We start from the raw sequence: 22,619 nt of genomic DNA on the forward strand, positions 1-22,619 counted from the left end.
CAGAAGGAGACACCCGCATGGCTGGCTTCGTCGGCGCGGTAGACCAGGGCACCACCAGCACCCGCTTCATGATCTTCGACCACGGCGGCAACGAGGTCGGTCGCCACCAACTCGAACACCAGCAGATCCTGCCGCAGGCCGGCTGGGTGGAGCACAACCCGGTCGAGATCTGGGAGCGGACCCAGACGGTCATCCAGACCGCGATGAACGCCCGTGGCCTGACCGCCTCCGATCTGGCCGCGCTCGGCATCACCAATCAGCGCGAGACCACCGTGGTGTGGAACCGCCGGACCGGCCGGCCCTACTACAACGCCATCGTCTGGCAGGACACCCGTACCGACCGCATCGCCTCGGCCCTGGAACGCGAAGGCAAGGGCGACGTCATCCGACGCAAGGCCGGCCTGCCTCCGGCGACGTACTTCTCCGGCGGGAAGATCCAGTGGATCCTCGAGAACGTCGACGGGGTCCGGGAGGCCGCCGAGCGCGGCGAGGCCGTCTTCGGCAACACCGACACCTGGCTGCTGTGGAACCTCACCGGCGGCGTCGAGGGCGGGGTGCACGTCACCGACCCGACCAACGCCAGTCGCACCATGCTGATGAACCTGGAGACGCTGGACTGGGACGACGAGCTGCTGTCCTTCTTCGACATCCCCCGCGCCATGCTGCCGGAGATCCGGCCGTCGTCCGACCCCCGCTCGTACGGCAGCACCCGGCAGCACGGCCCGTTCGCCGGCCGGGTCCTGATCACCGGCGACCTGGGCGACCAGCAGGCCGCCACGGTCGGGCAGGTCTGCTTCGCCCCGGGTGAGGCGAAGAACACCTACGGTACGGGCAACTTCATGCTCCTCAACACCGGCACGGAGATCGTGCGGTCGAAGGCCGGGCTGCTCACCACGGTGTGCTATAAGTTCGGCGACGACGCCCCGGTGTACGCGCTCGAAGGCTCGATCGCGGTCACCGGCTCGGCCGTGCAGTGGCTGCGCGACCAGCTCAAGATCATCAGTACCGCCGCGCAGAGCGAGATCCTGGCCCGCCAGGTGGAGGACAACGGCGGGGTGTACTTCGTGCCCGCGTTCTCCGGCCTGTTCGCACCGTACTGGCGCTCCGACGCCCGTGGCGCGATCGTCGGCCTCTCCCGGTTCAACACCGACGCCCACATCGCCCGGGCCACTCTCGAGTCCATCTGCTACCAGAGCCGGGACGTGGCCGACGCCATGGAGCAGGACTCCGGGGTGCACCTGGAGTGCCTCAAGGTCGACGGCGGCGTCACCGTCAACGACCTGTGCATGCAGATGCAGGCGGACATCCTCGGCGTACCGGTCAGCCGGCCGGTGGTCGCCGAGACCACCGCCCTCGGCGCGGCGTACGCCGCCGGCCTCGCCGTCGGCTTCTGGAAGAACACCGACGAGCTGCGCGAGAACTGGAACGAGAGCCGGCGCTGGCAGCCGGGCTGGTCGCCGGAGCAGCGCGAGAACGGCTACGGCCGGTGGAAGAAGGCGGTCCAGCGCACCCTCGACTGGGTCGACGTCGACTGACGCCCCACCCCTCAAGGATCCGGGCGGCCGGCGCCCGTCGCCGGCCGCCCCCACCCTCCTCAGGAGAGAGAAGACGGATGCTTTCCGCGACACTGTCACCGGCCGCCCGCGAGCGGTCCCTGGCCGCCCTCGGCAGCGGCCAGGAACTGGACGTCCTGGTGATCGGCGGCGGCGTCACCGGCGCCGGCTGCGCTCTCGACGCCGTCACCCGGGGTCTGTCGGTCGGGCTCGTCGAGGCCGGCGACTGGGCCAGCGGTACGTCGAGCCGGTCCAGCAAGCTCATCCACGGTGGCCTGCGCTACCTGGAGATGCTCGACTTTGGGCTGGTCCGCGAGGCCCTGCGCGAGCGGGGCCTGCTCCTGCAGCGGCTCGCCCCGCACCTGGTCCGCCCGGTGCCGTTCCTCTACCCGCTGCGCCACCGGGGCTGGGAACGGTTGTACGCCGGCGCCGGCGTGCTGCTCTACGACACGATGAGCCTGTCCGGCCGCCACGCGCGCGGCCTGCCGGCCCACCGGCACCTGAGCCGCCGCGGGGCGCTGCGCGCCTGCCCGTCGCTACGGCCCGAGTCGCTGGTCGGCGCTCTGCAGTACTACGACGCCCAGGTCGACGATGCCCGGCTGGTGACCTTCCTCGTCCGCACCGCCGCCGCGCACGGGGCGCACCCGCTGTCGCGGGCCCGCGTCGTGGGTTTCCTGCGCGAGGGCGCCCGGGTCACCGGCGCGCGGGTGCACGACCTGGAGACCGACCGGGTGTTCGAGGTGCGCGCCCGGCAGGTCATCAACGCCACGGGGGTGTGGACCGACGACACCCAGGCCCTCGTCGGTGAGCGGGGCCAGTTCCAGGTGCGCGCCTCCAAGGGCATCCACCTCGTGGTGCCGCGCGACCGGATCCGGTCCAGCACCGGCCTGATCCTGCGCACCGAGTCCAGCGTGCTGTTCGTGATCCCGTGGGGCCGGCACTGGCTGGTCGGCACCACCGACACCGACTGGGACCTGGACAAGGCGCATCCGGCGGCGACCAGCCGGGACATCGACTACCTGCTGGAGCGTGTCAACGCGGTGCTGGCCACCCCGCTGACCCGCGACGACGTCGAGGGCGTGTACGCCGGCCTGCGCCCGCTGCTGTCCGGAGAGTCCGACGCGACCGCCAAGCTGTCGCGGGAGCACACCGTGGTCAGTCCGACGCCCGGACTGGTGGTGGTGGCCGGCGGCAAGTACACGACGTACCGGGTGATGGCGCGCGATGCGGTCGACGAGGCGGTGCGCGGCCTCGGCGGCGCGGTCGCCGCCTCGTGCACCGACCGGGTGCCCCTGCTGGGGGCGGAGGGCTACGTCGCCCGGTGGAACCAGCGCCGCCGGCTGGCGCAGCAGTCCGGCCTGCACACCGAGCGCGTGGAACACCTGCTGCGGCGCTACGGCGCCGCCGTCGACGAGGTGCTGGCGCTGCTGCGGGAGGACCCCACGCTCGGCGAGCCGCTCGACGGCGCGGAGGACTACCTGCGGGTGGAGGTCGTCTACGCGGCGTCCGCCGAGGGGGCGCTGCACCTGGAGGACGTGCTGACCCGGCGCACCCACATCTCGATCGAGAGCTTCGACCGGGGCCTGATGGCCGCCCGGCCGGCGGCGACGCTGATGGCGCCGGTCCTTGGCTGGGGCGACGAGCGGGTCGACCGGGAGGTGGCGCACTACGTCGCGCGGGTCCGGGCCGAGCGGGCCGCGCACGAGCAGCCCGACGACGCGGCGGCCGACGCCTTCCGGCTGGACGCGCCCGACGTGGTGCCGGGGGTTGCCGTGGCGGCCTGAGCGGGCTCCGGCGGTGTGCCCGGCATGCCGCCGGAGCCGGTGGCCGTCGGTGACAGCCGCCCGGCGGCGTGCCACCATACCGACCAGTCGGTATCCCACCGGAGGGGGCCCGCGACGCCGGGAACGACCGCGACGCGCACGGCGTACCGCATCGACCAGATGCCCGAGCACGTCTCCTCGGGCTACCTGGACGGCGACCCGAACGCCATCCCTGTGCCCGACCTCGACCGCACCGACCTGCTTGACGGGTGTGTTGGCCCGCCAGTTGTGCCAGATCGCCGCGGCCATCGCGAGGAGCCGTTGCGCGACGCGGGCGACCATTCCGGCTGGGGTGCGCCCACCGTGTCCTTCCAGGTTGAGCTGGCCTTCGAGGGTGTCGTGGACCGGCTCGATCCACTGCCGGACACCGGCGAGGTTGCCGAAGCGGCGCTGCTCGTCCTTGCGGTCCGGGCGGGCCAGCAGTACCCCGACCTGCTCGGCGGCGTACCGATCGATCTGCTTGCCGGACAGGCCCTTGTCGGCCAACACCACCGGTGAGGAGTACGCCCTGGCCAACAGGGTCGCCCGCCGTCCTGCGGGTGCCTATGGTCGGGGCACGGTGGGGACCGGAATCCCGAGCTCTCAGAACTGACACCGGACCGTCGTTACCACTTGTGGCACGGCGTCGACTGATTGCTGTGACGTGGGCATTGAAGACTCGATAGCGACCAAGCAGCGTCGCCTCGTCGAAACCTTCGGGAAGATGCCGTACTTTGCGAGGGTTGTGATGGTGCCGGCGGCACCGAAGCTGTCGGGTACGGCAGCCAGAGCGGCGTCAATCCCTGACAGCGGCATCCCGACCCCTCCAGCAGATCCGAGACGAACTGGCGCACCCTGGCCCGGCCCGTCGGATGCCCTACCCGGCCCGGCGCGATGGCGTCGACCAAGATCAGTATGGGGATCCGCACCTCCGCGGCCCGTAGACGGTGCGCCATGTCGAACGCGACGGTCCTGGCTGGTGTCGGTGGACTCGACGATCGTGCGCGCTCACCAGCGCGCCGCGTGCGCTGAAGGGGGCGCCGAGAAACGCAAGAACCACAAGATCACGCCCTCGGTCGAAGTCGAGGTGGACTGACCACCTTGTAGTGGTTGGTCATTGGCGATGTGCTGGTGGTGCGTCGTGGTGAGCTGACTGATGAGGCGTGGGCGGTGATCGCGCCGCTACGACGTGACCGGCACCCTGCTTGATCGCCACCTGGCCGAACGGCAACAGTGCTGGCCGAACACCCTCAACAAGCACCTGGTCGTCACCGAACAGACCGGTCACGACCCGTCCGCTGTGGCTTTGACCAAAACGGGTGGCCGGCCGGATCGGTGAGGACCAGCCACCTATCCTTTCCCGGCTGGTTGACGGGCTTGCCTGCGCCCAACTCCAGCAGCCTGGTCTCAGCCTCGTCCAGGTCCTCCACCGCGAAGTCGAGGTGGATCCGCTGAGGAACAGATTGATCGGGCCAGTGCGCCGCCCGGCAGTCATCGACCCGTTGGAAGCCGATGAACATACCGTCCTCACAGGTGAGGCCGGCAAACTCCGCGTCTGACTTCGGATGAGGTCTCAGGCCGGTGGCCTGCTGATAGAACGCTGCCAGAGCAAGCGGATCAGGACAATCAAGGGTGATCGCGTTCAACTTCATCTGCAAGGGCAGAGCACCTCCAGGCCGATCGATGGGCCTCCGGGATGCACACCCTAATCCGCCCGCTCGCTTCCCGGCCTGCAGGCCATGCTCAACGACAGCCACACCGACCTTCCCAAACACGCCCTAAGTGTCGGCGGCTTCACCGATCAGAAATCCTCCGCCACGTCGTCAGTTCTGTTGGACCTCACGCACCCGGTGGAAGGATCAATGACCATGACCGACGCCAGACAGCCAAGCGCCACCGAGGCCGCGTTCATCGCGGCGGTCCACTCAGGCGACACGGCGCGGTTTGCGCTCATCACGGAGCGCCACCGGCGTGAGCTGCAGGTGCACTGTTACCGGATGCTCGCGAACTACGAGGACGCCCAGGACATGACGCAGGAGACGTTCCTGCGAGCATGGAAGAAGCGGGAGTCGTTCAGGGGCCACGCGGCCCTGCGGACCTGGCTGTACCGGATCGCGACGAACGCCTGCCTCGACTTCCTGGAGAAGCGCAACGACCGCACACCCGTACCGTCCGAGCTGCCGGACCCCGACTCCGAGGTGCTGTACCTGCAGCCGTACCCCGACCGGATGCTCCCCGAGGACCCGCAGGAATCGGTGGTGGCGCGGGAGACGATCGAGCTGGCGTTCATCATCGCCGTCCAGCACCTGCCGCCGCGGCAGCGGGCGGTGTTCATCCTGCGCGACGTCCTCGGCTGGCCGGCGTCGAAAGCCGCCGACGCCCTTGAGCTGACCGTCGCATCGGTGACCAGCGCACTGCAACGGGCCCGTGTGACGATGCGCGAGCAGCTGCCCGACCGCCGTCTCGACTGGCGGAGCCCCGCCACCCACGAGCTGTCGAATGACGAGCGCGGCGCGGTGAAGTCGTACATCGAGGCCCATGAGCGCAACGACCTCGACGGGTTGACGTCCCTACTGCGCGACGACCTGCGCTTCGCGATGCTGCCCGATCCGGGCACCGTGACCACGACGGCCAGGGAAGCGGTGGACGGCTGGGTCTCCAATGGGCTCTTCCAACGCGGCTACGACGACTGGCGCGGTATCACCACGACGATCAACCGCATGCCTGCCGCCGCGCTGTACCTCCGCACCCCCGACGACCCGGCGTACCGGCTGTTCACCATCGCGGTCCTGCGCATCGTGCACGGGAGGATCGCCGAGCTCACCGGATTCGACGCCACCGACAAACCATGGCTGGGCCTGCCTCCGACACTGCGATCAGGCGAGTCTCCATCGTCGACGAGTCCAGCGCACGGGCCGCGTCACCGAAGTCACCGCGGAACAAGCACCCCGACCAGCTGAACACCAACGCGACAACGCGATACCACCGCCCCGCCGGCGTTGCCGGCGGGGCATCTTCATGCCTCAAGAGGGCCCGGAAAGGTTCCCTCAAGGCCGAGGGTCACGGTGAGCACGCCAGGAAGGATTTCGACCTGGCCTCACGAGCCCAGGACCGGGCGTGTGCTCATCGCCTCGTCTCGTATCGGGTCAGTACCACGCCGCCGGGAAACGGCCGCGTCTCCACCAGGTTGAGGTTCACCCAGCTGTCCAGGGCCGTGAAGAACGGCGTGCCGCCGCCCAGCAAGGCCGGTGCGGTGACCAGCACGTACTCGTCGATCAGCCCGGCACGCATGGCCGCCGCGGCAAGTGTGGCGCCGCCGATGTCCATGAGGCCGCCGTCTTCGGCCTTGAGCCGGGTGATCTCGGTGACCGCGTCGCCGGTGACCAGGCGGGTGTTCCAGTCGACCGTGCGGGTCGTCGAGGAGAACACCACCTTCGGCATGTCCCGCCAGCGGCGGGCGAACTCGATCTCCGCCGGTGTGGCGCCGGGCTGCTGGTCGGCGGTCGGCCAGTGGGAGCTCATCGCCTCCCACAATTTGCGCCCGTACAGCGCCAGGCCGGTTGCCCCCACCCGGTCGGACCACCACTGGAACAGCTCGTCGCTCGGTACGCCCCAGCCGAGGTCATCGCCAGGCGCGGCGATATAGCCGTCCAGGCTCACGTTCATACCGAAGATCAGTTTCCGCATCGTGCCAGCCTCCCGTAAGTCCATTTCATACGTACAGACGGGCGCGGCGCGGAAACTTAATCGGTACGCGATCTGCGCCCGCAGGTGAGCCCCTCGCGTTCCGGACTCAGCACGGCGTACCCGGCCGGGCTCGAACGGCACCCACCGGATCTCGATGCCACTCTCGCACGGGCAGCGGCGCACCCATGGCCAGCACACCGATCCAGAGCATGCCCTTGTCTTCGCGGACGCCGTGCCAGATCAGCCAGGCGCCGCCGATCTCGGCGAGCGCGGTCAGGGCGAAGAGCAGGATGAACGGATGATCGTCACGGGCTTATGGCAGCACACCAGCCGGGCGCGGCACTGTGCGGGTACGGCGCCGCGTGCAGGGTCAGCAGCCGCATCAGGTGCTACCGCAGCCGCATCCGGCTCCAGCGGTGGCACGCTGGGCCGAGCGGCGGCGGTGCAGCCACCACATGCCCAGCGCCAGAGTCACCAGGCCGGCGGCGACGGCGAACAGCGTCTTCTCCAGGATCGCGACGCCCGCGCCGGTGAGCACCCCGGCGGCGATCAGCAGCGGCAGCGTGCAGCAGGCGAGTACGGCGAGTCCGTCGGTAACCGTGCTGCGTCGCGGCGGCGTGTTGTCGATCTCCCCCGGGGCTGGGTTCGGGATGCGGGTCGGCGGCGGGACGGGCTGGCTGTCGGTCTTCAAACCCGGTGGCGTCACCGCCTGGGCAGCGACTCGGGGACGGTCGCCGGTCGGCCCGGCGGCGTAGCCGGACGCCGGGCGGAACCTGCGGGAGGCCCATCTGGGGTGTGGCCACGATCAGGTCGCGTCGCAGCTCGCACGCGTAGTGCGTCCGTGCGTTGGTCGATCTGGTGGGTCAACCGTCGTCTGTCCGTCACCTCTAGGGCGGGTGTCAGGGGTCCCCGCTCGGTGGGTGGGTACCGTGGTTGCCGTGACAGGCGTGCGGGCAGTGGGCGCCGGGCGGATGGCCCGGTGGGTGCTGCTGGCCTGCACGCTGTTCGGGCTCGCGGCGATGCACACCCTCGGACACGCCGGGATGCACATGGGCACCCACCCTGGCCACGGGCCGGCCGGTGCGGTCGCCGTGGCTGGCGGGATGGACGTGCCGGCGGATGTGGCGGCCGCGGTGACTGCCGTGACCGGTGAGTGTCCCGGCTGCGCGCACGTGAGCGGTCCGCAGGGCCCGGGGCGCGATGGCATGCCCGGGTGGAGTGTCTGCCTGGCGGTGCTCACCGGCCTGGCGGTGCTCGTGCTGTTGACCGCGTGGTGGTGGGCGAGGCCGCGTCCGGTCGGCTCGCAGACCCGCAACGTCAGCGCGCTGTCGCGGGTATCGCGGGGCCCGCCCCGGCCGGTGGGCCTGAGTCTCGCTCGGCTGTCGGTGCTGCGCACATAGAACTTCCGCTGCGCCGCTGCTGCCCGTACCGCGCTGCGCGTACGGCAGGGCGTGCGCCGAGGTTCTTCTCGCACGTTCACCGACACCGAAAGGCTTCTTGTTGTGTTGACACGTTCTGTTGTGCTGCGCCGTGCCGGACTGGCCGGCGTAGCGGTGACCGCTGCGGTGCTGCTGTCGGCCTGCGGCGGCGATGACTCCGTGGGCTCCGGGATGGGTCACGGCTCCGGCATGGCCACCAGCGCGCCGGCGGCCTCGGCGAGCGCGGGCGCGGGCGCGGTATTCAACGACGCGGACGTGATGTTCGCTCAGATGATGGTCGTCCACCACCGGCAGGCGATCGAGATGGCGTCGCTGGCCGGTACTCGGGCCGCCAGCAGCGACGTCAAGGCCCTCGCCACGAAAATCAAGCAGGCGCAGCAGCCTGAGATCGACACCATGAGCGGGTGGCTGACCGCCTGGGGCAAGCCGGCCCCGATGGCCAGCGCGAGCGGCATGGACATGGGCATGAGCCACGGCCCGATGCCCGGCGTCATGTCCGACGCGGACATGACCCAGCTGGCGAAGGCCAAGGGCGCCGAGTTCGACAAGCAGTTCCTCACCATGATGATCAGCCACCATCAGGGTGCGATCACCATGGCCCAGCAGGAGACGGCGCAGGGCAGCAACCCGGACGCCAAGACTCTGGCGGCGAAGATCATCACGGATCAGCAGGCCGAGATCACCCAGATGCAGGATCTGCTGAAGAAGGTCTAGCCGGTCAGCGGCGGCCGAACCCTGAACGGTTCGGCCGCCGCGGTCGCCGGTCTCTCGGTGGGCGTGTTGAGGGGCGTGGTCAGCAGGAACGACCCGACCAGCGACCCGGCCAGGGACGCCCAGAACAGCATGCTGGTCAGCCCGGCGTTCATCGCCCCGGGCACCGCGACGATGAACGCGTTGTCCAGCAGCTCCATGATCGCAATCGACACGGTGTCGGCGGTCAGCGCCACCTTCAGCGCGGTGCGGACGTTGACACCGGCTCGCAACACGCCGCGCATGGTCATCCCGTAGCCGAACACGAAGGCCAGGGCGATCGACAGCACCACGGTGGCGGCGTTGTGCAGCCCGGCCGTGGTGCCGATGACCATGCCCAGAGTGGCCGGCCGAGCGCGGCGCGGCAGTCGCCGTGGGGCTCTGAACGTGGCTGCTGCGACAGCGTACCCCTGGGGGTATTTATGCCAAGGGTTGAGTGGCAGCGTGCCCCGCGCTGCCTGTCGCACTGACCCGCCGCGACGACGACGGACCCGCAGACGGCCGATCCTGCCGGTGCGGCTGAGCGAACCGTCACGACCGGGTGGCCGGCGTCTGGAGTTGGGTGCGCTTGTCGCGGATGTGCGCAGGCTTCCTCGAGGGCGGCGGTGCGGACGCGGCGGGGCCGCAGCCCTCGTCGGCCGTCAGGCCTTCAGTCATCGGGAGTGCGTCTTATCTGTCGACGGCGCGGCCACGTGGTACGACTGCTTCAAGGACAAGCCGACGAAGCAGGCGGGCCGGTGACGACGAACAGAGTGGCCAACCTGCTGCGCGGGCGTGAGAGTCCGCAGCGGCCGACCTTCCTGGAACTGTTCTTCGATCTCGTGTACGTCTTCGCGCTCACCCGGATCGTGCACGAGTTGGTGCTGGACTACACCAGAGGTCACGTCGCCGAGACGTTGACCACTGCCCTTGCGGAAAACGGCGAGACTCTGCTGCTGCTATTGGCCGTCTGGTGGATCTGGACCCAGACGGCGTGGATGACCAGCAGATTCGACCCGTTCCAGCCGGAGATCCAGTTCGTTGTCCTCGCGACGATGTTCGGGAGTCTGTTCCTGGCGGTCGCGATATCCGGGGCTCTCGCCGAGACCGGTCTACTCTTCGCGAGCACGTACGTCGCGATCCAGGTGGGCCGCACCCTTTTCTTCGTAGTGACCTTGCGGGGCCACGATTTGCGCCGCGTCAACATGCTGTCGCTCGTCTGGTTCGGCGCGTCGGCCGTGCCGTGGCTCGTCGGAGCCTTCGGACCAGAGTTGACGCGCAATTCGCTGTGGGCGCTGGCCCTGGCGATCGACTACCTGGGGGGCAGACTCGGCTGGCCGGTACCGGGGCTGGGCCGCTCGCGGGTGTCCCCGTGGGCCGTCGCCGGCGAGCACCTGGCCGAACGCTACTGGCAGTTCGTCATCGTCGCGCTTGGTGAGACGATTTTGACCTCCGGCTCGAGTCTCCTACGTGGTCCGATTGTGGATGAACGAACACTGGCTCTTGCATTGTCGTTCCTCACCACGGTGTTGCTGTGGCGGATCTACTTCTACCGAGCCGGCCAGATCTTGGGCGAGGCCATCGCGGCAGCCGTCGACCCAGGCCGACTAGGTCGGTCGGCCGAGCTCTGTCACCTGCTCATGGTGTCCGGCATCCTCGTGACCTCAGCCGGTTCCGAACTCGTCTTGATAGATCCATCCGGACACGCCAAACCCGCCTGGGTCGGCGCCATCCTCGGCGGGCCCGCGCTCTACCTCGCCGGGCGTTCACTATTCGAGCACGTGGCCTTCGCCCGCGTGTCCCGGCCGCGGCTGATCGGGATCCTCGCCCTCGTGGCCCTAGCGCCGCTGATGGTCCGCCTGCCGCCACTCAGGGTCGCTGCGGCAGCTGCCGCCGTCCTGCTCGGCGTCGCCGTCGCGGACGCGATCCGAGCCCACGGACGCCCACTAGAGCAGGCCTCGCCACCACGCTGACGCGTACCCCTCGTTAGTGCCGTCCTACCCGACGGCGCCGGCGGCGATCTTCTTCCAGCTGTTCGCCGCGGACGGCATCTGGCACGTGCCGACGCTGATCCGCCCGCAGGCCAGCGAACTCTGCGACGACCCGATGTTCCCGGCCGACCCCGACGTGCGCCACATGTCCGCGAAGACACGCAAGAGCTGGGCCGCCATGGCCGCTTCGACGTCGACGACGCGGTCGACCTCCGCCGCACCGTCGTACGGGCCATCCGGCATGACCGACCTCGTCATGGGAAAGGCCGGCCACCCTCTCTGCTCGGAGTCAGGAGTGTCGGGTTCGGTCCCCGGTCCAGGCCGCTTCGAGGATCGCGGTCAGGCTGGCGGTGTCGGTCGGGCCTGGATGGTTCTGGATCAGGCGGGTGACGCCACTGGCCATCTCCGCGAAGCGCGGGAGGTCGGCGCGTGCCACGCCGATGTCCGCCAGGGTGGCAGGGATGCCGATGTCGGCAAGGAGCCCGTCGAGCCAGGTGAGGAACGTGTCTGCGGCCTCGGCATCCGAGGCGTCGGTCACGTCGAGCCCGCACACCCGGGCGAGGTTGGCCAACCGGTCGCTGATGGCCTCCCTGGCCGCGTCCAGCGCGTAGGGCAGTAGCAGCCCGACGCCCAGGCCGTGCGGCGTGTGCGTGGCTGCGCCGATCGGGTACTGGAGAGCGTGCGGGGCCGCGTTACCCGCGTGGGAAAATGCGAGCCCGGCGAGCATGGACCCGTAGGACATGTCCGCGCGCGCGTCCGTGTCGCCTCCGTTCCTGACCGCACGACGCAAGCTACGGGCGATCCGCTCCGCGGCCAGGAGCGCGTAGTGATCCGTGATCGGGTTGCGGCCGAGGAAGACCTGCTCCACCGGGTCGCGCGGTCCGTGGGCCCGCCCTCGCGCGGTGTAGCTCTCCACCGCGTGACAGAACGCGTCGATGCCGGAGTGGGCGGTGACGGTCGCAGGGCAGGTGTAGGTGAGTTCGGGGTCGACGATGGCGAAGTCGGGCACGATGTGGACGCTGGAGACCCCCACCTTCAGCTCGCGGTCCGGGTCGGTCAACACCGAGACGGGTGTGAGCTCGGAGCCGGTGCCGGACGTCGTCGGGACCGCGACGAGAGGAATCGTGGGCCCCGGCACCTTCGACTCGCCGTAGAAGTCGCGCGGCGTCCCACCGTGGCAACGGATGACGCCGACGATTTTGGCGAGGTCGATCACCGTGCCACCCCCGATGGCGAGGATCACGTCGGCGTCCACCTCGGCGGCGGCCGAGACGGCCAGGGCGACATCGGCGAGTGGCACGTCCGGAGTCGCGTCGGAGAACACCTCGACGACCTCGACCTTTTCCCGTACGGCGGCCACGATCTCGGCCACGCCCGGCTGCCCCAGAAGAACCTGGTCGGTCACGATGAGGACTCGCGAGCCAATCTCGGCCACCACTCGTGGGATGTTCTGCGCGACCCCTTCGCCCACGATCAGCTGGCGTGGTCCGCGGACGGTCTCAAGCATGTCGGTGCCTCTCCGGAGCGTCGGCGGCGATGTGCTGGGCGGACGTCCAGGTCACCTGCGAGACCGGAACGGCGTCGGCAAGGTTGGCCGCACGGGTGGCGCAGCCGCGCGTACCGGGCGGCCGGAGCAGCGGGCCGGTCACGGGAGGTCGATCGCCGCGTAGGTGAGGTCGAGGTACTCGAGGATGCCCTCGTGCGACCCCTCCTTGCCGATCCCGGACTGCTTGACCCCTCCGAACGGAGCTGACGGGTCCGAGATCAGACCACGGTTGATGCCGACCATTCCCGTATCCAGCCCCTCGGTGAACCGGAGCGCCCGCTGGAGGTCACGGGTGAAGATGTATCCGACCAGGCCGTGCTCGGTGTCGTTGGCCTTCGCCAGTACCTCGTCGTCGGACGTGAACGACATGATCGGCGCCACCGGGCCGAAGATCTCCGCCTTCAGCATCCGCGCATCGTCGGGCACGTCGACGAGGACCGTAGGCGGGTAGAAGTGGCCCGGCCCATCCGGACGCTCGCCGCCCACCAGGACCCGGGCGCCGCGATCGACCGCGTCGGTGACGAGCTCGTCGATCCTGGTGACCGAGGCCTCGTCGATCAACGCCCCGACGTCCACGCCGTCGTCGAGACCATGGCCCACCGAGAGCGCGCCCATCCGCTCGGCGAAGCGCGCCGTGAACTCCTCGCGTACCGGCTCCTCGACGTAGATCCGGTTGGCCGCGATGCAGGACTCCCCGATGTTGCGCATCTTGGCCACCATCGCACCGTCGAGCGCGACGTCCAGGTCGGCGTCGGCACACACGATCAAGGCCGCGTTGCCGCCCAGTTCCATGGACGTACGCAGCACGTTGTCCGCAGCCTGTCGGAGCAGCACGCGCCCGACCTCGGTCGACCCGGTGAACGACAGCTTGCGGGTCCGACCGTCGGCCAGCAGCGCGGAGACCACAGCGCCGGAACGCTTGGTGGTCACCACGTTGACGACGCCCGGGGGAACGCCGACCTCCTCCATGATGCGGGCCAGGAACAGCATGGTGAGCGGCGTCTGGGCTGCCGGCTTGGTGATCGTCGTGCAGCCGGCGGCCAGCGCCGGAGCGATCTTGCGGGCACCCATCGCCAACGGAAAGTTCCAGGGCGTCACGAAGACGCACGGTCCGACCGGCTTCGGCACGGTGAGGACGCGGTACCCACCTGCGGGAGCGGTGCTGTAGCGCCCCTCGACGCGTACCGCCTCCTCGGCGAACCAACGGAAGAACTCGGCCCCGTAGGCGACCTCCGCCCGAGCCTCGGCGAGCGGCTTGCCCATCTCGAGCGTTATCAGCCGGGCGACCTCCTCGGATCGCTCGGTCAGCGCCCGGTACGTCGCGGTCAACAACTCCGACCGTTTCCGCGGCGGGGTCGCCGCCCATTCCGCCATCGCTCTGCTCGCCGCGTCCAGAGCGGCGAGCCCGTCGACGACGTCGGCGTCCGCCACCTCGGCGATGGTCCCGCCGGTGGCCGGGTCCTCGACGGCGAAGGTGGCTCCGCTTGCGGCGTCGCGCCAGGCGTCGCCGATCCGGAGCCGCCGGTGCTCGGGGGCCAGGACGTCCATCGGGTCACTCATCGCGTCGCCTCCTGCGATCTTCTTGGTGATGTCCGGCGTGCCTCGGCGATCGCGCTGTGCGCGTAGACGGACGGCCCACACGCCCTCGTCGCGGGCGAGGGCCACGGCCGTCTCAGCGTCGTCAGGCCGTGCTCGCTGGTGACGGTCCGCCGAGGCTCGACTGCCACGTGCCGGCGCATGGTGCCGTCGCCGCCCGGCGCGGTTACCGCCCAGCCTCGGACAGCGACAGCCCGGTGCCCGCGTCGAACAGGTGCGCACGGCCCAGGTCGACGCTGACGTGCAGCTGCTCGCCGGGCGTACCGGTGACGGTGGGTCGTGCCTTGACCTTGAGGATCTCCGTGCCCACTCGGACGTCGACCACCGTGCGGTCACCGAGCGGCTCAAGCCCGTAGAGCTCCCCGGACAACGACGCGTCCCCACGCTGCTCGACGGACAGGTCCTCCGCGCGCAGGCCCAGCAGCAGCGCACGACCGTCCTCGGCCGTGGTCCAGCGGGGCCGCGGCAGCGTCCAGCCTCCAGCACCGACCAGACGATCTCCCTCGGCGCGGCAGGCGAGCAGGCTGATCGGCGGGCTCCCGACGAATCCGGCGACCCACTGGTTGGCGGGACGCTCGTACACCTCGGTCGGCGTTCCGACCTGTTGCACCTTCCCCTCCTTGAGGATCGCGACCTGGTCGGCCATGGACAGGGCCTCGACCTGGTCGTTTGTCACGTAGACGAAGGTCGCGCCGAGGCTCCGGTGGATGCGGGTGAGCTCGGTGCGCATCTCGACGCGGAGCTTGAGGTCGAGGTTCGTGAGCGGCTCGTCCATGAGGAACGCGCGGGGGCGACGGACCAGCGCCCGGGCCAGGGCGACCCGCTGCATCTCACCGCCCGACAGCTGCGCGGGACGACGCTGCAGCAGACGTTCGATGTGTAGCAGGTTGGACATCCGCTCGACGGCTGAGGCGATCTCGCTGGCAGAGGAGCGGCGTGCCCGCAGCGGCGAGGCGATGTTCTCGTACACCGTGTGTCGCGGGTAGAGGGCGTAGCTCTGGAAGACCATGGCCAGGTCGCGTGCGGCCGGGGAGTCACCTGTCGCGTCCCTGCCGTCCAGACGCACCGACCCGGCGTCGAGCTTCTCCAGGCCGGCGATCGCTCGCAGGGTCGTCGTCTTGCCTGCCCCGGACGGCCCGAGTACGACGAAGAACGAGCCGTCCGGCACGTCCAGCGTCACCCCGTCCAGGGCTTGGACCTTCCCGAAGGACTTGCGCAGCCCGTGCGCTGCAACGGTTCCCATCAGGCCACCAGCTCTTCCGTGCTCACGTCGTAGACCGTCGGGGTTCCGCCGGTGTGCCGCAGCCCGACCTTTGCGTCAGCGGCGAAACGAACAGTCGGGGGCATCCGGACCCGGACGTCACGTTGGCCGCTGTGGTCGACCACGTAGATGATTTCGTCGCCCAGCCACTCCACCGAGACCACCCGGGCCGGGATCGAGCCTTCCGCCCCTGGTGCGGTGACTTCCAGCGCCTCCGGCCGGACGCCCGCCACCAGGCGACGGTCGCGCGGCAGGCCTGGCGGTGGCGTGAGAACCAGTCCGCCCTGACCGTGCAGCTTCCCGTCGGCCACCTCCACCTCGATCAGGTTCATCGGCGGGGAGCCGATGAATGCGGCGCAGAACAGACTCGCCGGACGGTCGTAGACCTCCAGCGGGGTGCCGATCTGCTCGACGCGGCCCTTGTTCAGGATGGCGATTCGGTGACCGAGCGACATCGCCTCGACCTGGTCGTGGGTGACGTAGACCATCGTCGCCCCCAGTTCCCCCTGCAGGTGCTTGATCTCCGTGCGCATGTCCGCCCTCAGCTCCGCGTCCAGATTGGTGAGAGGCTCGTCCATGAGGAATGCGCGCGGTCGTCGTACCAGTGCGCGAGCAAGCGCGACGCGCTGCTGCTCCCCGCCGGACAGCTGGCGCGGTCGCCGGTCCAGGAGCGGACCGAGCCGCATCAGCCGGGCGGCCTCGTCGACCCGCTTGCGCACCTCCGGCTTGGGCAGTCCCTCGGCCCGCAGTGGGAACGCCAGGTTGTCGCGGGTCTTCAGATGCGGGTAGAGAGCGTAGAACTGGAACACCATGGCGATGTCGCGCTCGGCGGGCGGCAGGTCGTTGACAAGCGTGTCGCCGATGCGGATGTCGCCCGTCGTCTGCCTCTCCAGGCCGGCGATGGCCCGCAGCGTGGTCGTCTTGCCGCAACCCGAAGGGCCGAGCATCACGAACAGCTCGCCGTGGCCGATGGACAGGTCCACGTGGTCGACCGCGACCGTCCCGTCCGGGTAGCGCTTGTGCAGCGCGGTCACCTCGATACCCGCCATCAGCGTCGCACCGCCCCGAGCGTCACACCGGCGATGAGGTGCTTGCGCACCAGGTACGCGAAGACGAGCACCGGTAGGGCGAACACCACGGAGGAGGCGGCCACGAGGCCCCAGTCCGTGGTGGTGCCGCCGATGAGGCCGGCGATGGCGGGTGGCGCCGTCCGGACGCTGTCGCTGGAGGTGAGGAAGGTGGCGAACACGAACTCGTTCCACGAGAAGATGAGTGCGAAGACCGCCGTCGCGGCGATGCCGGGCACGAGCAGGGGGAGGGTGAATCGCCGGAACGCCTGCAACCGGGTGTAGCCGTCGAGCATCGCGGCATCCTCGTACTCCGCGGGCACCTCGTCGACGAACCCCTTCATCATCCAGATCGTGAACGGGACGTTGAACGCGGCGTAGATGAGGATCAGGCCGAGCTTGTTGTCGATGAGTCCGACCTGGCGGTACATGAGGAAGATCGGGATCACGACAACCACGGGCGGCATGAAGCGGGTGGACAGGATGAAGAACAGTTGGTCCTTCTTGGCCTTCACGGCGAAGCGTGAGTAGGCCCAGGCCGCCGGGACCCCCAGCACGGTGGCCAGCACCGTGGACACCCCGGCGACCACGACGGAGTTGAGGAACGAGACGGACAGGGCCGAGCGACCGCCGTCGGGGGCGACGAACACGTCCTTGTAATGGTCGAGAGTGATCGTGAAGTCGAAGAACTTGGCCGGAATGGCGTAGACGTCCCGGTTCTCCTTGATGGACGTCTCGATCATCCACAGCACCGGAAAGAGCATCACGACGGCCAGCACGGTCAGCAGCGCGACCTCCAGCACGGAGCGGCCCCGGCCGCCGAGGCGGCGCGCGGGGGGCGTGTGATCCCGGGCACTACCTGTGGACACGGCCTCGTCGACGGAGACGGCCATCAGCCCTCCTTGAGCTTGTTCAGGTAGCGCAGGTAGAACTGCGTGAGGACGATGACGACGAGGACCATGAGGATCCCGTACGCCGAAGCGGTTCCGGTGTTGAAGCCGAGGAACGCGACCTTGTAGATGTGGAACGACAACGTCTCGGTGGAGACACCCGGGCCTCCGTTGGTGAGGATGTAGACGAGGTCGAAGAGCCGGAACGCCTCGATGGCCCTGAACATCACGGCAATGAGGAGCAGCGGCCACACCAGCGGAAGCGTGATGGTGCGGAACCGGAACCACTCGGACGCCCGGTCGATCGAGGCGGCCTCGTAGAGGTACTTGGGCACCGCGCTGAGGCCGGCAAGTGCGATGAGCATGATGAACGGTGTCCACTGCCAGGTGTCGACCACGATCAGGGATATCAGTGCCGTCCGCTGCCGGGTGAGCCACTCGACCTGCCCCAGACCGACCGAGCCGAGCATGCTGTTGACCACCCCGAACTGCGCGTCGAGCATGAATCGCCAGAACAGCCCGACCACGACCGGCGACAGCATCATCGGAACCAGGAACAGAGTGGTCAGCACTCCTCGCCCGTGCGTGCGTCGTGAGATCAGGTAGGCGATGCCGAACCCGAGCACGGTCTGCAGGCCGACCGCGCCGATCACGTAGATCAGCGTCGTCAGGGCCCTGGTGTGGACCTGCGCCGACGTCAGGATGGCGGTGTAGTTCCCGAACCCGATGAAATTGGCAGGCCCGCCGCGGGTGGCCGAGTAGTCGGTGAAGGACAGGTACAACGACCACAGCAACGGGAACACCGACATGGCGAGCAACAGCAGCATCGCGGGGGAGATGAAGGCCACGGCGAGCCCGCGGTCGCTCAGCCGGCGGGACCGACCCGGTGCAGGTGGCGCCGTGGACGCCACCTGCCCGGGGTTGTCGATCGTCAGAGGGGCGGGGTCACTCACAGTCCGCCGCCGCCCTTGCGGTTGCTGGAGTCGAGTACGCCCTGCTGCTCCTTGGCGATGTCGTCGAGCGCATCCTTCGGCTTCTTCGCGCCGTTGAGAGCCGCGTTCACGTTGGTGTTCTCGATGTCGACGAGGCGTGCGTACTCGGGCACGTTCCACATGTCCCGCATCCGTGGAACCGAGTCGGTGTACACCTGGTTGAACGGCCCGGCATTGAGGAACTCGGGCGACTCCAGGGCGTCCGTACGCGATGGCACGCCACCAGCCGCGGCCCACTTCTTCTGGACATCAGCCCGCTCGAACCACTTCATGAAGTTCAGGGCTTCCGCCTGGTTTGCCGTGGGGGAGTAGGCCGACACGTGCATCCCCATGCCGCCGAGCGGGACCAGGTTCGTCTTCTGGCTCGGCAGGGTGGCAAAACCCAGCTTGTCGAGAATCTGCTCCCGCGTGCTGCCGAGCGTCGACTGCTTCGGGTCAAGCAGGCCGCCGCTCGCGGCGATCCAGTTGAACGCGATGCATGCCTTGCCCTGGGCGACCGCCGCGTTCACCTCGTCGATGAACCAGTTGCCGGAGCCCTTGGCGGTCAGCGGCTTCATCTTGTTGACCAGGACGTCCATCGCCTCCTGGCCCGCAGCGTCGTTGAGGACGCCCTCGATCTTGCGCGTCTTGGCGTCCCAGAGGTTGCCGCCGTAGATGCCGTTGACCGTGTTGTAGGTGACGGCCGCGGCGTCGGAGCCGTTGGCCTGGTGGAAAGCCAGCCCGCTGACGCCGGGGTTGTCCGCCTGGCACTTCTCGGCGGCTGAGATCATCTGGTCCCAGGTCTGCGGTGGCTTGTCGCCGATCAGGTCCTTGCGGTAGATCATCGTCCAGGTGTCGCCGAGCAGCGGCAGTCCGTACAGGCTGGCGTTCTCGTCGCGCTTGCCGGTCTCCGCCTGGGGGAACTGGCCGTAGGCCGCCAGGAGGTACGGGTTGTAGGCCTTGACGTCGATGTTGTTCTTGACGAAGTCGGTGATGTCGAGGATGTTGCCGTTCGTCACGGCCTCACCGATGTGTTGCGAGTCCAGGATCGCGATGTCGAAGTCGGTCTTGCGCGCGGCGAACTGGGTGAACATCGCGTCGTGCCAGTTCGCGTTCGGCACGGTGTTGACCTTGATGGTCGCGTTCGGCCGTTCCTTCTTGTACTCCGCGTTCGCGAAGGCTTCCAGCGCCTGGGCGGGGGGCCAGTCGAACCAGATGAAGCTGAGGGTCAGCGGGTCCTTGGTGAGCTCCGGGATGGTCGCCGGCGCCTTGGGAGCGCTCGCCTTCGCGTCGTCGTCCTGGCCATCGCCGCAAGCCGCCACGGTCGTGGCCACCAGCAGCATGGCCGCCGTCGCCAGCCGCACCTTCCGACCGGGAACGGATGTTCGTCCTATTCGCCTTTGATACCGCATCTTTTCGCCTGCTTTCTGGGTTCGGACTTCTAAGGCCTCGCTATGTGTTTCGCCGAGCGGTTGCTGGGTCGTTCAGGCGTGTCGCCGGGCTGTCGCGGGGGCCGACCCGCGAACCGGGGTCACGAGTACGCCGCGAGGTACCGGGTCCTCATGTTGTCGAGAAGCCCTTCGGTCCAGCTGCGGCCCGGTGACGAACCGGGCAGGACGTCGAGCATGCTCATGGGAGCTCCGGGTGATCGAGTAGAGCGATGGCGGTTGGTTCCGCGACGGTGCAGGACGGCGGGCATCCTGTCGCTTTTCCTATACGATCTGGTGGGGGCGTCAGCATGCCGCAGCGTTGTGACTGATGTCAACAGGTTCACGAAGACGCAAGAAGGGACCTCACGTCACAATGGACGACGAAGCGATGATCGCGCGGGGCCGTAGGGTCGCGGCGGGCGGAACGCCGCCGGGAAGATCTGGCGGCCGGCTTGCCGACGAGGTGTACGACACGCTGCTCGGACAGCTGATGTCGCTACGGATCGAGCCTGGCTCCCGCGTCACGATCGATGTCCTGGCGCGAGAGCTGGGGGTCTCGCAGACGCCGATCCGAGACGCTCTGAACCGCATGGAGGCCGAGGGCCTGGTCGTGCGTGTGCCCCATGCTGGCTACCGCATTCCACCTCACATCACCCGTGACCGATTCGAGGACATGCTCGAGGTCCGCCTGCTGCTCGAGCCGGCAGCGGCGCGCAGATCCGCCGAACGCGCATCCTCGGAGCAGGTGGCCGGTCTGCGACGAATGCTGGAGGAGATGGCGGAGCTGGAGGGGGGCAACGGGCCCCTGGCCTATGGCGCCTTCGGGCTACGCGACGCCGCTTTTCACGATCTCGTCGCCCTGAGCGGGGAGAACCAGGTCATCCGTGAAGCGCTCGCTCGCCTGCACAGCCACGTGCACCTCTTCCGGCTTCACCACGACACCCAGGTCACTCACCTGGCGATGGCCGAGCACGAGGAGGTGGTGGCCGCGATCGCCGCACGTGACCCCGACGCCGCCGCCTACGCGATGCGTCGGCACATCCTGCGGTCCGGCGAGCGTTTCCGACGATTGTTCGACGAGGTCAAGGACGCGGACGGAGTGCCGGTAGAGGCTTGACGGGCGGGCGGGAGCCGAGGAATGCTAACTCAACCGGATCGGATCGGATTGGATCTACCTCACCGTCCCCAGATGCGAGGAGAAGCAGGTGCCCAGAGCGCTGCTTTTGACCGGCGACGCCGCCGAGGAACTCGACACCATGTATCCCTACTACCGCGTCCAGGAGGGCGGCTGGGACGTCGACGTCTCGTCACGGACGATGCGCGACGTGCAACTGGTCATCCACGAGTTCGACCCCAACTCCGACGCCTACGTGGAGAAGAACGGCCGGAAGCTGCCGGTCGACGTGCCCTGGGCCGAGGTCGACGTCGAGCGCTATGACGCCCTCATCATCCCCGGGGGACGTGCCCCCGAGTGGATCCGGGTCGACGCCGACGTCAGGCGGATCACCGAGCACTTCTTCGCGCGCAACCTCCCCATCGCGCTTGTGTGCCACGGCGCGCAGGTGCCAGCGGTGTACGGGCTGCTGAAGGGTCGAAGGACGGCGTGCTTCCCACCCATCACCGGTGACATGGAGAACGCCGGCGCGACCGTCGTCGACGCTCCCGACGTCGTGGACGGCAACCTCGTCTCCTGCCGGGGGTGGCCCGACATGCCGCAGTTCGGCAGGGCGATGATGGAGGTCTTCTCGAAGTCCGTCGACCCCGCATCGGCATGAGCGCACCCGGCCCGCCCTGGTGACGGCATTTCGGACGGTGGCAGTCGACGGCTCCCCCGTCCACGTCCTGGAGAGCGGCACCGGCCCCGCGGTGCTGATGCTGCACGGCTCCGGACCCGGCACGACCGGGTCCGGCGCCTGGGCAGCGACGGCGCAGGCGCTGGGCACGTCCTGGCACCTGGTGGCTCCTGACCAGGCAGGGTTCGGCCGTACACCTGTCCCGGCGGGCTCCAGGGGTGGGCTCCGGCTGTGGACGGAGCAGGCCGCGGGCCTGATGGATGCTCTCGGTATCGAGTACTACGCCGTGGTGGGTCACTCCATGGGCGGCGCCGTGGCGCTGGCGTTGGCGGCCGCGCGCCCCCAGCAGGTCACCCGTGTCGTGGCGGTCTCGACGATGGGAGCCCCCGGGGCGCCGCTGTCCGCCGAGCTCGACGCGGTCTGGGCCGCCCCCGCCGGCCGCCTCGGGGCACGAGACATGCTGAGTCGCCTCGTCCTCGACCAGGCGCTCGTGACCGATGCGGCCGTCGATGCCCGTGCAGCTGCGATGCGAGCCGGGGCGGCGGCATTCGCGGCGCTGTTCCCTCCACCCAGGGCACGATGGGTCGACGACCTCACCCTCTCGACGCAGACGCTGGCCGCGGTGCGCGCTCCCGTGCTGCTCGTTCACGGCGCCGAGGACCGAGTCACCCCGCTCGGGACGGCAGCCCAGCCCCTGCTCGAACACCTGGCCAATGTCCGTCTGCACGTGCTCGGCCGGTGCGGGCACGTGCCGGCGATCGAGCACCCGCACGAGTTCCGGCAACTGCTGTCGTGCTTCCTCCGCCGGGACCGAGGTCATTGATCGCTGCGGCAGGTCCGCAGAGGCCAACGCCCTCCCGTCGA

21 protein-coding genes and 3 pseudogenes are annotated in these 22,619 nt (G+C 69.1%); 10 read left to right on the forward strand and 14 right to left on the reverse strand.

Going from position 1 to position 22,619, the window contains the following annotated elements; all coding sequences use genetic code 11:
• The first annotated feature begins 17 nt into the window (after nt 1-17).
• Together glpK and FHG89_RS14655 are read left to right on the forward strand one after the other, a co-directional pair.
• Nucleotides 18-1,535 (forward strand): glycerol kinase GlpK, encoded by a 1,518-nt coding sequence (glpK, locus tag FHG89_RS14650; protein ID WP_139584930.1) that lies wholly within the window; start codon nt 18-20, stop codon nt 1,533-1,535.
• Nucleotides 1,536-1,612: 77 nt separating this feature from the next.
• Nucleotides 1,613-3,337, forward strand: a complete 1,725-nt coding sequence (locus tag FHG89_RS14655; protein ID WP_139584931.1) for a glycerol-3-phosphate dehydrogenase/oxidase — start codon at nt 1,613-1,615, stop codon at nt 3,335-3,337.
• 237 nt (nt 3,338-3,574) lie between these two features.
• On the opposite strand, the pseudogene FHG89_RS34435 reads toward FHG89_RS14655, so the two are convergent.
• A pseudogene (locus FHG89_RS34435) lies at nt 3,575-3,868 on the reverse strand (IS982 family transposase); the annotation flags it as partial.
• Between the two features lie 457 nt (nt 3,869-4,325).
• Between FHG89_RS34435 and FHG89_RS33750 the strand changes: the two are divergent.
• Nucleotides 4,326-4,456 (forward strand): annotated as a pseudogene (locus FHG89_RS33750) (IS5 family transposase); the annotation flags it as partial.
• Nucleotides 4,457-4,623: 167 nt separating this feature from the next.
• On the opposite strand, the gene FHG89_RS14670 reads toward FHG89_RS33750, so the two are convergent.
• A complete protein-coding gene (locus tag FHG89_RS14670; RefSeq protein WP_208760974.1) occupies nt 4,624-5,007 on the reverse strand; it encodes a VOC family protein in 384 nt (127 codons plus the stop codon).
• 216 nt (nt 5,008-5,223) lie between these two features.
• Here FHG89_RS14670 and FHG89_RS14675 point away from each other — a divergent pair, with 216 nt between their 5' ends.
• Entirely contained in the window at nt 5,224-6,315 is a 1,092-nt protein-coding gene (locus tag FHG89_RS14675; RefSeq protein ID WP_139584933.1) for an RNA polymerase subunit sigma-70, read from the forward strand.
• A 163-nt stretch (nt 6,316-6,478) separates the two neighbouring features.
• Here FHG89_RS14675 and FHG89_RS14680 read toward each other — a convergent pair whose 3' ends face one another.
• From FHG89_RS14680 to FHG89_RS14690, 3 genes and pseudogenes are all read right to left on the reverse strand, one after another.
• Nucleotides 6,479-7,183: a dihydrofolate reductase family protein gene (locus FHG89_RS14680; protein ID WP_244295444.1), complete on the reverse strand. Its 705-nt coding sequence runs from the start codon at nt 7,181-7,183 to the stop codon at nt 6,479-6,481.
• A 37-nt stretch (nt 7,184-7,220) separates the two neighbouring features.
• Nucleotides 7,221-7,334: pseudogene (locus FHG89_RS34135) on the reverse strand (YnfA family protein); the annotation flags it as partial.
• 90 nt (nt 7,335-7,424) lie between these two features.
• Nucleotides 7,425-7,733 (reverse strand): hypothetical protein, encoded by a 309-nt coding sequence (locus FHG89_RS14690; RefSeq protein ID WP_139584935.1) that lies wholly within the window; start codon nt 7,731-7,733, stop codon nt 7,425-7,427.
• 247 nt (nt 7,734-7,980) lie between these two features.
• Between FHG89_RS14690 and FHG89_RS14695 the strand changes: the two genes are divergently transcribed.
• Both FHG89_RS14695 and FHG89_RS14700 read left to right on the forward strand, forming a co-directional pair.
• A complete protein-coding gene (locus tag FHG89_RS14695) occupies nt 7,981-8,442 on the forward strand; it encodes a DUF6153 family protein (RefSeq protein WP_139584936.1) in 462 nt (153 codons plus the stop codon).
• Nucleotides 8,443-8,595: 153 nt separating this feature from the next.
• Complete coding sequence (locus tag FHG89_RS14700) at nt 8,596-9,195, forward strand: DUF305 domain-containing protein (RefSeq protein ID WP_244295445.1); 600 nt, start codon at nt 8,596-8,598, stop codon at nt 9,193-9,195.
• Here FHG89_RS14700 and FHG89_RS14705 read toward each other — a convergent pair.
• Nucleotides 9,192-9,566, reverse strand: a complete 375-nt coding sequence (locus FHG89_RS14705) for a DUF4396 domain-containing protein (RefSeq protein WP_139584937.1) — start codon at nt 9,564-9,566, stop codon at nt 9,192-9,194. The two genes, FHG89_RS14700 and FHG89_RS14705, sit on opposite strands and share 4 nt — an antisense overlap.
• A 402-nt stretch (nt 9,567-9,968) precedes the next feature.
• Here FHG89_RS14705 and FHG89_RS14710 point away from each other — a divergent pair, with 402 nt between their 5' ends.
• Nucleotides 9,969-11,183: a low temperature requirement protein A gene (locus FHG89_RS14710; protein ID WP_139584938.1), complete on the forward strand. Its 1,215-nt coding sequence runs from the start codon at nt 9,969-9,971 to the stop codon at nt 11,181-11,183.
• Nucleotides 11,184-11,207: 24 nt separating this feature from the next.
• On the opposite strand, the gene FHG89_RS14715 is transcribed toward FHG89_RS14710, so the two are convergent.
• From FHG89_RS14715 to FHG89_RS14750, 8 genes are all read right to left on the reverse strand, one after another.
• A complete protein-coding gene (locus tag FHG89_RS14715) occupies nt 11,208-11,444 on the reverse strand; it encodes a hypothetical protein (RefSeq protein ID WP_139584939.1) in 237 nt (78 codons plus the stop codon).
• A 46-nt stretch (nt 11,445-11,490) separates the two neighbouring features.
• Nucleotides 11,491-12,708 (reverse strand): iron-containing alcohol dehydrogenase, encoded by a 1,218-nt coding sequence (locus FHG89_RS14720; protein WP_139584940.1) that lies wholly within the window; start codon nt 12,706-12,708, stop codon nt 11,491-11,493.
• A gap of 138 nt (nt 12,709-12,846) precedes the next feature.
• On the reverse strand, nt 12,847-14,307 hold the full coding sequence (locus FHG89_RS14725) for an NAD-dependent succinate-semialdehyde dehydrogenase (RefSeq protein ID WP_139584941.1): 1,461 nt from the start codon (nt 14,305-14,307) through the stop codon (nt 12,847-12,849).
• Between the two features lie 202 nt (nt 14,308-14,509).
• Nucleotides 14,510-15,586 (reverse strand): ABC transporter ATP-binding protein, encoded by a 1,077-nt coding sequence (locus FHG89_RS14730; RefSeq protein WP_139584942.1) that lies wholly within the window; start codon nt 15,584-15,586, stop codon nt 14,510-14,512.
• Nucleotides 15,586-16,653, reverse strand: a complete 1,068-nt coding sequence (locus tag FHG89_RS14735) for an ABC transporter ATP-binding protein (protein WP_139584943.1) — start codon at nt 16,651-16,653, stop codon at nt 15,586-15,588. Before FHG89_RS14735 ends, FHG89_RS14730 begins: the two co-directional genes overlap by 1 nt.
• Entirely contained in the window at nt 16,653-17,564 is a 912-nt protein-coding gene (locus tag FHG89_RS14740; protein ID WP_139584944.1) for a carbohydrate ABC transporter permease, read from the reverse strand. The genes FHG89_RS14735 and FHG89_RS14740 overlap by 1 nt, the downstream gene beginning before the upstream one ends.
• Nucleotides 17,564-18,514: a carbohydrate ABC transporter permease gene (locus tag FHG89_RS14745; RefSeq protein ID WP_139584945.1), complete on the reverse strand. Its 951-nt coding sequence runs from the start codon at nt 18,512-18,514 to the stop codon at nt 17,564-17,566. The genes FHG89_RS14740 and FHG89_RS14745 overlap by 1 nt, the downstream gene beginning before the upstream one ends.
• Nucleotides 18,511-19,896: an extracellular solute-binding protein gene (locus FHG89_RS14750; protein WP_244295446.1), complete on the reverse strand. Its 1,386-nt coding sequence runs from the start codon at nt 19,894-19,896 to the stop codon at nt 18,511-18,513. Before FHG89_RS14750 ends, FHG89_RS14745 begins: the two co-directional genes overlap by 4 nt.
• A 439-nt stretch (nt 19,897-20,335) precedes the next feature.
• On the opposite strand from FHG89_RS14750, the gene FHG89_RS14755 reads away from it, so the two are divergent.
• The 3 genes from FHG89_RS14755 (at nt 20,336) to FHG89_RS14765 (ending at nt 22,578) form a co-directional block, all read left to right on the forward strand.
• Nucleotides 20,336-21,079 (forward strand): GntR family transcriptional regulator, encoded by a 744-nt coding sequence (locus FHG89_RS14755; RefSeq protein ID WP_139584947.1) that lies wholly within the window; start codon nt 20,336-20,338, stop codon nt 21,077-21,079.
• A gap of 88 nt (nt 21,080-21,167) precedes the next feature.
• A complete protein-coding gene (locus tag FHG89_RS14760) occupies nt 21,168-21,737 on the forward strand; it encodes a DJ-1/PfpI family protein (protein ID WP_139584948.1) in 570 nt (189 codons plus the stop codon).
• 37 nt (nt 21,738-21,774) lie between these two features.
• On the forward strand, nt 21,775-22,578 hold the full coding sequence (locus FHG89_RS14765; protein WP_244295447.1) for an alpha/beta fold hydrolase: 804 nt from the start codon (nt 21,775-21,777) through the stop codon (nt 22,576-22,578).
• The last annotated feature ends 41 nt before the right edge of the window (nt 22,579-22,619 follow it).

This window comes from Micromonospora orduensis (assembly GCF_006228125.1).
Taxonomy (GTDB): domain Bacteria; phylum Actinomycetota; class Actinomycetes; order Mycobacteriales; family Micromonosporaceae; genus Micromonospora; species Micromonospora orduensis.